The sequence below is a fragment of the Mesorhizobium sp. LSJC280B00 genome, assembly GCF_000502835.1.
Classification (GTDB): Bacteria; Pseudomonadota; Alphaproteobacteria; order Rhizobiales; family Rhizobiaceae; genus Mesorhizobium.
The window spans coordinates 1-9,035 of record NZ_AYVL01000068.1 but is presented as its reverse complement, the minus strand read 5'-3'; the positions used below and the strand labels follow the sequence as shown (position 1 = coordinate 9,035).

Here is a 9,035-nt window from a genome sequence, read left to right as displayed (position 1 = left end):
TGCGCAGCGCGCGGCGAAGGACCGCGCCGGCCGCACGCAGGCGGCCCGCGCGACCTATATGCAGGGCCTGTCTGCCTATCGGCAGGCGATCGGCCGGCCGGTGTATCCCGACGCGAATGGATCGCTGCGCATCACCTGGGGCAAGGTGACAGGGCGAGCGCGCGACGGGCAGATCTGGACGCCATTCACCACGGCCGAGGGACTTCTGGCCAAGCACACTGGCCAGGCCGAGTTCGATGCGCCGGATGCCGCGGTTGCCGCGATCCGGGCCAGGGATTATGGCCCCTACGTCGCGCCAGCGCTGGGCACATTGCCGGTCGACTTCATGTCCACGGTCGACATCACCAACGGCAACAGCGGCTCGGCGACGCTGAACGCGCGTGGCGAGTTGGTAGGTCTCGTGTTCGACGGCACGCTTGAAGGCGTAATCGCGGACTGGGCCCCCGACGCGGACCGCAATCGCAGCATCCATGTCGAAAGTCGCTTCATGCTCTGGACCATGGACAAGATCGACGGCGCCGGCCGGTTGCTCAAGGAAATGGGAGTGCAGCCGACGACGCGCCCCTGAGCGGATAGAAAACTTTGGTAAATGTCATATATGTTCGATCGGCTCTTCCAGCGTCGGCCGAGCCGGTCGAGCTTGGTCGCGACAGGAATGTCCCTGGACACCAGCTTGCCCATGAGCCGGGTAAAGCCGCGCCGCCACTGTTCCTGCCACGTAGGTCGTCGACCTCGTTCCCGAGGCGATCCCTGACTGCTAAGCCGCAGTTAGCAGATGTCGGGATCGTCAAGGACGTGCTCTACGCACCTGAAGCGTCGAACGTTGATTTTGCCCCATGAGGTCCTGCGCATGCGCGCTGACGGATTGTTCACCGCCGAAAATCCACCGCTACGACGAGAAAAAGGAGAGCGCCATCGCCTTCCTCAAGGCCGTCGTCTACTACGCCAGCCTCGGCGACGCGACAGCGCACGTCATGACCGACAACGTCCTGCTGCAGATCTTCGCCAACGCGATCTCGGCCTCAAGCGTGTCAGGACAGGCCTATACGCGCCAACGGCGCCGGCACCAACATGATGGAGCCAATCCGTAGAATTCTCGTCAATCAGCCAAGATAAAAGCGCCAGTCAATCGACCCCCATTACGCCTCCAGGCAGACAGGGGATCGCAATCGAAGCCACGGCATCGGTCAATTTCTCCGGTTCGGAGTGACGTTGCGCCAGGATGGACAGTATGCTGAATTTTACCTGCGGCGCTGTTTCATGGACGCGCGCTTGGCCCCCCATTTCTATTGCCCGCCCGCGGCTCATGCGGGGCAGGCTTCTTGGCGTTGTGGGGGGATTTGCTCACCATAGTTCATGGTGGCGGCGCGACCGTCCGGTGGGCGCCTCACCCGAGGCTACATGGCGGCCGTGGAGATTGCCTCACAAGCGGCGCCCCATCGGAAACCTTAGCACCTCCGCGTTTTGGCGTGGCTGCTTGAACTCTTCGACGGCAACCGCCTCAATTAACAGGTCCAAGGCTTCGCGTCCCATTCGACTCNTTCGACTCATCGGGTCATCGCCACAAAGGTAGTCATACGCTCGATCTAAATGCACTCGGGCGGCCGAAAAATCGCTTGTCATAGAACCCTCTCTACCCGCCGCATTGCCGTCTACGAGGTGAAGGTCGCGCAATCGTCAATATCAATAGACAAATTTGAATTAAATCGGGGGTGATATGTCCCCCACGGAGACTGAACCGGTCGACATCGACGCCGCGGTCTCGGCATTCCTCGCGCGCCTGGAGGCGGAAGTTCCCTGACATGATGCCGCCGTGGAGCCCGCCGACGATCACTCGCTGGCGCTCGATCGGATCATAAATGCCGAGCACCCCGTCCCGCGACCACCTCTGACCTCCGGCATTCGATGCAGACGCGCGGAACCGGCCCCGATTTTGGCGGCGTAGAGCCAGAGGCGGCCGCCAGGTCCCAGGCCGGTTGGCTCCATATCGCGCCAGGTCGTGTGGATCAGGTTTGTCCACACCACTTGGCTATACGCGTGGGGGCGATAAGGCCTTCGAAGAAGAACTGGCGCAGGAATTGGGTATCGATCCGTCGGAGCACCCAATCCCGCNGACTGATTGGTGGACTCCTGACTGCGGGATCTAAGGAGCTTTTCCTAGCCTATACCTAAATGGAAAGGCGCCGATTCCCCTGATTGAGCCAACCTCGGCCCAACCTACTCGGACTCCAGAGCGAAAAGAGCGCGTGCGGCTCGAGCGACTTGCCAGGAAAAGGAAAATGGCGCCTCGGCATGACTCACTCCGACCGCCTGAGCGCCGGCATCGCCTTTCAGTACGCGCAAGGGGAGCGTTCCGGTGGCCAGTGCTGCCTTGTTGGAACGGAGCAGGTGGGCTGTTCTAGCAACACGGTTGAAGTGCCCGGGCATCCGGCGCCTTCGGCACGCCTGAGACCCTACAACCTGTGCAAGTGCACAGGTAGCGAAGTGCGTGCAGGTTCGAGCACAATGGGCGTCGGCGCAATTTCCATGCCGACCACCAACGGAGATATCTGCGATGACCAGCAACATGCGGCTAATGAAAGCGAGCGAGATTCCCGCCTTCGTCGACAAGGTGATCGAGGCTGGCTGCGATATCTGCGCGATCGATCACTTAGGCTACTCACTGGGCGATGTTGACGGGAAGGTACCCTGGCGCAAGGTAAAACGAATCGTGGAAGAGTTTGGCGATCGTGATCACCTTGTACCGGAGATCGTTGCCTATCTTCACTCGATTGGTCGGTACATAGAACTCTCGTCGTCGACAAACGAGGGCCGGAGACCGCACAAAACAGGCACTCGAAGTTGGAATGAATAAAGGACGGATCGGATACGATTGTCGAATCCGGCTCCTCACCGACAATGACGAGCTGGGCTTTGGGACGGGTATCGACGCCAACGAGCTGTGGTTTGCCCAACAGGGCAATAACCTGGTCTTCTCGTACTGGGCACCACGCACAAGGGTCGGTCAATGACTGTTCGCCGGGCAATGTCGTCGAAACTATCAAGTCCGGCGACGGCAAGGTGCTTACCCATTCCGACGTGGCAACTCTGGGTCGCGGCCATGGCTGGTGTCGATCCGGCAACGTCGCACACGGAATACGGCATCCAACCAAAGATGCGGTTTGCCGACGATGCGGTGGACGCCCCCCAACGGCATCGCGATGTGCTGTCGTTTCCGACTCTGACACCATAGTTCAAATGCGATAGCCGCAGTTTACTGAAACAACTTCGTAAGCTGCGGCAGGAGAGAAAAAGCAACAGCTAAAAAAACCGCCGCCGAGTTCCATAATTCCTATTATGCAACTTTAGATTGTAGCAGCTAAGTTAAAATGTCCGGATCTGGCAAAGTAGGAATGTCGCTCCTGCCTTGCCAATCTGCCCGCGTTCGAGAGCGTGGGAGATTGCAGATTGGGACTGGTTCTGATGAGCGAACGCGAACTGCGGCGTATCGAGGTTCTGTCGAAGATTGTTGAGCGGCGAATGACAAGCGTTGCGGCGGCAAACCTGCTCGATGTTTCTGTTCGTCAGGTCCAGCGTCTGTTGAAGACGTTCCAAGCGGATGGTGCTGCGGCTCTCCGGCACAAGGCGCGTGGCCGGCGTTCCAACAATCGCATTGTCGATGGTGTTCGCGACTTCGTGCTGGAGCTGATCCGCGAACACTACATCGACTTCGGTCCAACGCTTGCCCGCGAGAAGCTGATCGAACGGCATCAGCTCGCGGTCAGCAAGGAGACGCTGCGCAAGTGGATGACAGAAGCTGGAATCTGGACGTCGCGCCGTGAACGCAAGCAGCGGCTGCATCAGCCCCGCGGGCGACGAGACTGCCTGGGCGAGATGGTGCAGATCGACGGCTCGCATCACTGGTGGTTCGAGAACCGCGGTCCCAAATGCGCCCTGCTCGTCTTCATCGACGATGCGACCGGCAAGCTGCTTCATCTGCGCTTTGCTGGCTCCGAGAACACGTTCGACTACTTTCATGCGGCAAAGGCGTATCTGCGGGAATGGGGCAAGCCGCTTGCGTTTTATAGCGACAAGCATGGGGTCTTCCGAGCGACCCATGATTCCGAGAAGGATAGAAGCACCGGCCTGACGCAGTTCGGCCGTGCGCTCTACGAGCTCAACATCGATATCATCTGTGCCAACACCCCACAGGCCAAGGGTCGCGTCGAGCGCGCCAACCAGACGCTCCAGGACCGGCTTGTGAAGGAACTGCGCCTGCGCGACATCAGCACGATCGAAGCGGCCAATGCCTATGCGCCCGAGTTCATGGCGGACTTCAACGCACGCTTCGGCAAGGAACCCCGCAATCCGAAGAACATGCACCGGCCCCTCGCCGAGCATGAGAATCTGGACGGCGCCATGTGCCGAAAGGAGGTTCGCACGCTGTCTCAGGCTTTGACGCTGCGCTACGACAAGGTGCTGTTCATTCTCAATCCGACCGATACCGCGAAGCGGCTTGCCCGCAAAAAGGTCGTTGTCTGCGACTATCCCGACGGTCGCCTCGAGGTCATGCACGACGGCATCGCCCTACCCTACAGAACCTTCGACAAGCTGCGTTCAGTTCACAGATCAGAGATCGTCGAGAACAAGCGACTTGATGCTGCCCTGGACCTGGTCGCCCAGATGCAGGCTGGCCGGGAGCTTCATCGCAGCCAGCGCGGGCCGCGGCGCACCGGACAGACGAACCACATGTTCGGGATTCCCGGTGGCAGCCAGAGCAATGGCTATNGGACAGACGAACCACATGTTCGGCATTCCCGGTGGCAGCCAGAGCAATGGCTATGTGAAGCGTGGCCGCAAGCCCGGCAAGAAGGCGGATTTCACAAAGGACCCTGCAGTCGTCGGGCGGTGTGAGCAGGCATTTGCCAGAACGCCCGCAGCCAAGGTCGAGAGCCAGGCCGTCAAAGTCGATCTGACACTCACAGAAAGCGATAGGCATCGTATTGCGGATGTGCTCGCAGTGCTGGACGAGTTTCCAATCAACCGGAAGGCTCAACCGACAACGGAAGCCGGCTTTTAGCTCGAAGAGGGCCACGCGGCTCTCAAAGCTAAAGCCGACGGAGATCTACTGGATCGCCCCCGATCGGGCTGCGCAACCCCGACCAGCTGACGCCCGATCGGGCGCTCAGATCTGCGCTAGGCCGGGCCGCATCGACGTGGATGCGACATTTCTACTTTGCTGAGAGCGCGACATTCGAACTTGGTTGCAACATAGATTGTGTCAGCTATTTAGTAATCCGACAGTTGCCCCAGTTAGAGATGCGACACTTCCCGCTTCCGAGGCTGGTCAACATGAAGCCACCACGTGTTCGGCATTCCGACGGCAGCCAGAGCAATGGTTACGTCAAGCGCGGCACAAACCCGGGCCGGCGGACAGATTTCATGAACGACCCCGCCGTGATCGCCCGGCGAGAACAGGCTCTCACGAGACTGGAGGCTGCGGAATGAGATTTCGCAACAGTGACATTGCGCCAATGTCGTACAGAGTGGTTAACGGACTTTTGGACGATGTCCTTTCTGGCCGCTGTTGGACGAAAATGCGATCCGCCAAGCGTCTGGCGCACATCATTGACATCGAGCGAAAACAACGCGATCTGCACCGCTATTAGATGGCCGAACTCAGCGGCGTGGCGGAGGCCACATTCACGAAATTGGAACGCGCAAGCGGCAATATCAGCGGTGACACAATTGCGGCGGTCGCCAAGGCGCTGCTTGATCCCAGCGACCTTTTTTCCAACCGATAACGACTGATCCACCTATTTTTGGACGCAGCCGGAGACCGAGGCTCTCAGTTCATAGAGCCGTAAACTTCCAGCGTCATCATCCCTGCAACCTACAGGGGAATGCCTGACAGCATGGTAGTGCCATTCCGCCGAGGCGGCCATGGCTTTAATGAACGCGAGTTTGACGGTAGCGACTAAGCAACCGAACCGTGGCGCCAATGACCTTCTGAGTTTCCTCCCATTTAGGAAGGTCGCGTTCGCCAACACGCGTAGCGATCGCGGCCAGTATCCAACCTACGCAGCTGATGTCTTCGGCAGCCTTCAGTTTCTGATGCTGCAGGATGCAAGCTTCAATGCCCGGCCGCGGCGGAGACCCGGGCGTAGAGCGCTCAGCGATTAGCTGCAGACCGGCGTCATAGGCGGCGCAAATTTTAATTCTGTCACCCCTTTCCGATTGCATCACCACATTCGCCCAAAGGGCCAACTCCGTGAAAAGATCGGTTACTTCATCTCTCATTAAGCACTGCCGCTGTTTTCTTCATGAAAGGAAATTCCACGATCCAGATAGCCGCGTGGCCGGGACATCAGCGAGGTATTGGGGGGTTTTGTTGTTATTCGGCGCGAACCATAGTCCTTCTAAGGTTGCTGATAACGTTCGTCAAAACGCTCAGTTTGCTCGGCAGGACCACCGTCTAGACACAGCGGGCAAACATACGCATGCGGTTTCGTCACGACTAAGACCACCGATGGCTTGTGGCAGCGATCACAGGCAAGAGCCCGGTGTGCAGTAGGCCAAACGTCATTTTCTGTCTTTAAAAGACGGGGCCGCATGGTTTGGCAGCCGTCATCTTGCTGCCAGCCAGCGGAGGGCGCTGGGCTGGTGCAGTGGTATCGGGTTTAATGCGGAGGCATGGGAAAGCGAGGCTCTCCCGGCTCACTGCGCCAGCAATCGTATCGGCATTCACAGGGGCGTCCCAGGCTGATTGGCGGCCCGTAGCGAGAAGACTCGATCGGGCGGGTTTGGCTGATTAATTCGCATTCTGACCGCCGAATTCAAGAATAGTGTTGTCCTTGAGAAAACTCTCACGCTTGAGTTGCACGTATGCAACAGTCACTACCGACCTGCGAGGAGCGGAGAACACCGAAACCTTTCCGGCGCCGCCAGACGCCCTCTTATTTGAAATCGCGTCTTGGCTTGCGACCTGGATGCCTCGCGCGCATATGCCAGCCTGATGATACAGGGCGGCGGCGGCTGGTAAAGCGATCGGCAAGGCCGACGGTTACATCGCCGCCACAGCCGCTGCTCGTGGGTTCGTGGTCGCCACCCGAGACATAAGCCCCAGTCGAGTCTGGTTGGTTAACCACGGTCAATCCATTGGGAGCATCGTTGAACCCAATGAGTTGAACGAAACATCGGTTCAATGATTTAATCATTAGTGCACGATTTTAAAGCTGGATGGGGCATGCTCTTATGAGTGGCTTTGCTATTCTGGGTCGCACGGTTGGCCCACAGCACCCGGAAATTCAGACGCTCTTGCCTCCGGGATGCCGACACAAACATGCCGATGTACATCGCCGCCGTCGGCGAGGAATTGATTATCAAGCGCATGCCTAACACCGGCAAGGACCATGCGGTAGACTGTGATCGCTATGAACTGCCCCTTGTACTGTCGGGAAAGGCGGAGGTCCTGGGTCAAGCGATCGTTGAGGATCCTGCATCGGAGGCGGCGCGGCTAAAGCTGGCCTTCGCACTGACACAAGGCAAGGCGCGACAGGGACCATCCGGCGAGGGGACTTCCCACCACACTGTCAAAGCCGATCCGAAGAAGCTTACGCTGCGAGGCTTGCTCGACTATCTCTGGGAAGAGGCGGAGCTGACATTAATGGCACCCGGCTTTGTGGGAAAAAGACATTGGGGGTTGGTCCGGAAATTTCTTTGGGGCGCGGCCGATGCAAAGTCGAGCCAGAAGTTCCAGTTGCGCGAGCTGCTGTTTATGCCGGCAATGTACTCCCCTGAGCACAAGGATCGCCTGGCAGCGGATCGGGAGCGGGCTTTCGCGGTAGCAGCTAAGGCGAAGCACAAGAAGATCGTGATCGGCATTGTGAAATCGCTCGACCCCGCCCGGTTTGGCGGCAAGCTGTCGATCAAGCACATGCCCGACGCGCCGCTCTTCCTGGATGAGAAAATGTTCAAGGCGGTGCCGAAGCGCTTTGCAGCGGAATTCGGCCTGTGGCGACTGCACGAAAATTCGCACCTGATCACCATCGCAACGGTCATGCAGAGGCCGTCCGGCATTCTGGCGATCGACGAAATCGGCTTTATGAACGTGACGCAGAATTGGATTCCGTTTCAGCACAACGACGAAAAGGAACTGATCGAGGTACTGACCGGGGAGCATCGGCGGTTTGTGAAAACGTTGCGCTACAATGTCCTGCCAGCGGTGCCGATGGCGTTCGGTCTTCTGACCGACGTTGACCAGCAGGGAACGGCGCTTTTTGTCGTACCGCATGATGCCAAGGAGGCCGTACGGGCGGAATTCGACCATCTGGTTTCAAGCTGCGAGCTTGAGACCTGGTGCTGGGACGCAAGCGGCCCCCGGCCGGCGCTACCGGGCAAACAGCAGCGGCTTTCGGCTCCGGCTAGCACGCAGGCTTTGGAATATCGACCGAACACGTGAAACGCGGGAGTGCGTGAGAGGGCCGCGGCCGCCGTGGATCGAAACCCTGTCAAGGGTTCGGTCCAGTCTGACCTAGCCAGAGCGTTGCCCGGCCAGGTCAGGCGGAATAGAGCCCGCCGCGGGGCGCGTTTTATCTGGAACTGCGACTTTGCAGCGATACCAATGGCGCATGCAAGGATCGGTACATGAAATGCAGCTACTCCCAGATCAATTTGGATGAACACCGCACGATCGAGCGCTGGCGCCAAGCTGGCGTCAGTGTCGATACGATTGCTGAGAAGCTTGGCCGCCATCGCTCGACGATTTTCCGCCAGATCGCGCGGAACAAATTCGAGGATCGAGAGATGCCGGATCTAACCGGCTATTTCTGCGTGACCGGTAAAGGCGCGATGATGGAGGCGGCACGATGAACATCCTCGTCATCGGCGGATCGGGATTCGTGGCCCATGCCATCGTGCGGGCGCTGATGGCCGATGGGCGCGGGCTGGCGCTGCTAAACCGGGGCAACCGTTCCGTCGACGGGACCGAACAGCGCGTGGCTGACCGCAACGAGCCGGCGGGCTACGCGCAGTGCTGGATGGCCGCGCCTTCGACG

General features: G+C 59.1%; 6 protein-coding genes and 4 pseudogenes. 9 read left to right on the top strand and 1 reads right to left on the bottom strand.

The genetic code is table 11. From position 1 onward, the window contains the following. The 3 genes and pseudogenes from X773_RS0140330 to X773_RS72735 all read left to right on the top strand — a co-directional run. On the top strand, positions 1-568 hold a 568-nt coding region (locus X773_RS0140330; protein ID WP_031213362.1), incomplete at its 5' end, for a S46 family peptidase. A gap of 207 nt (positions 569-775) precedes the next feature. Further along, positions 776-895, top strand: a pseudogene (locus X773_RS78815) (type IV secretory system conjugative DNA transfer family protein); the annotation flags it as partial. Continuing rightward, on the top strand, positions 837-1,091 hold the full coding sequence (locus X773_RS72735; protein ID WP_023680782.1) for a hypothetical protein: 255 nt from the start codon (positions 837-839) through the stop codon (positions 1,089-1,091). The pseudogene X773_RS78815 and the gene X773_RS72735, both read left to right, overlap by 59 nt. Positions 1,092-1,422: 331 nt before the next feature. On the opposite strand, the gene X773_RS78810 is transcribed toward X773_RS72735, so the two are convergent. Continuing rightward, on the bottom strand, positions 1,423-1,623 hold the full coding sequence (locus X773_RS78810; RefSeq protein ID WP_031213360.1) for a hypothetical protein: 201 nt from the start codon (positions 1,621-1,623) through the stop codon (positions 1,423-1,425). Positions 1,624-2,554: 931 nt separating this feature from the next. Between X773_RS78810 and X773_RS0140315 the strand changes: the two genes are divergently transcribed. The 6 genes and pseudogenes from X773_RS0140315 to X773_RS72705 all read left to right on the top strand — a co-directional run. Then, the gene (locus tag X773_RS0140315) at positions 2,555-2,854 is read left to right on the top strand and encodes a hypothetical protein (RefSeq protein WP_023680779.1); all 300 of its coding nucleotides are present in this window, start codon (positions 2,555-2,557) and stop codon (positions 2,852-2,854) included. 608 nt (positions 2,855-3,462) lie between these two features. Further along, a pseudogene (locus X773_RS72730) lies at positions 3,463-4,924 on the top strand (ISNCY family transposase); the annotation flags it as partial. 724 nt (positions 4,925-5,648) lie between these two features. Continuing rightward, complete coding sequence (locus X773_RS78805) at positions 5,649-5,783, top strand: helix-turn-helix transcriptional regulator (protein ID WP_023680775.1); 135 nt, start codon at positions 5,649-5,651, stop codon at positions 5,781-5,783. 1,454 nt (positions 5,784-7,237) lie between these two features. Continuing rightward, positions 7,238-8,440 carry a DUF1173 family protein gene (locus X773_RS72715; RefSeq protein WP_084641890.1) on the top strand — a complete coding sequence of 401 codons (1,203 nt, stop codon included), beginning with the start codon at positions 7,238-7,240 and terminating at the stop codon, positions 8,438-8,440. A gap of 185 nt (positions 8,441-8,625) precedes the next feature. Continuing rightward, positions 8,626-8,817, top strand: a pseudogene (locus tag X773_RS72710) (helix-turn-helix domain-containing protein); the annotation flags it as partial. 29 nt (positions 8,818-8,846) lie between these two features. Next, positions 8,847-9,035, top strand: a pseudogene (locus X773_RS72705) (hypothetical protein); the annotation flags it as partial.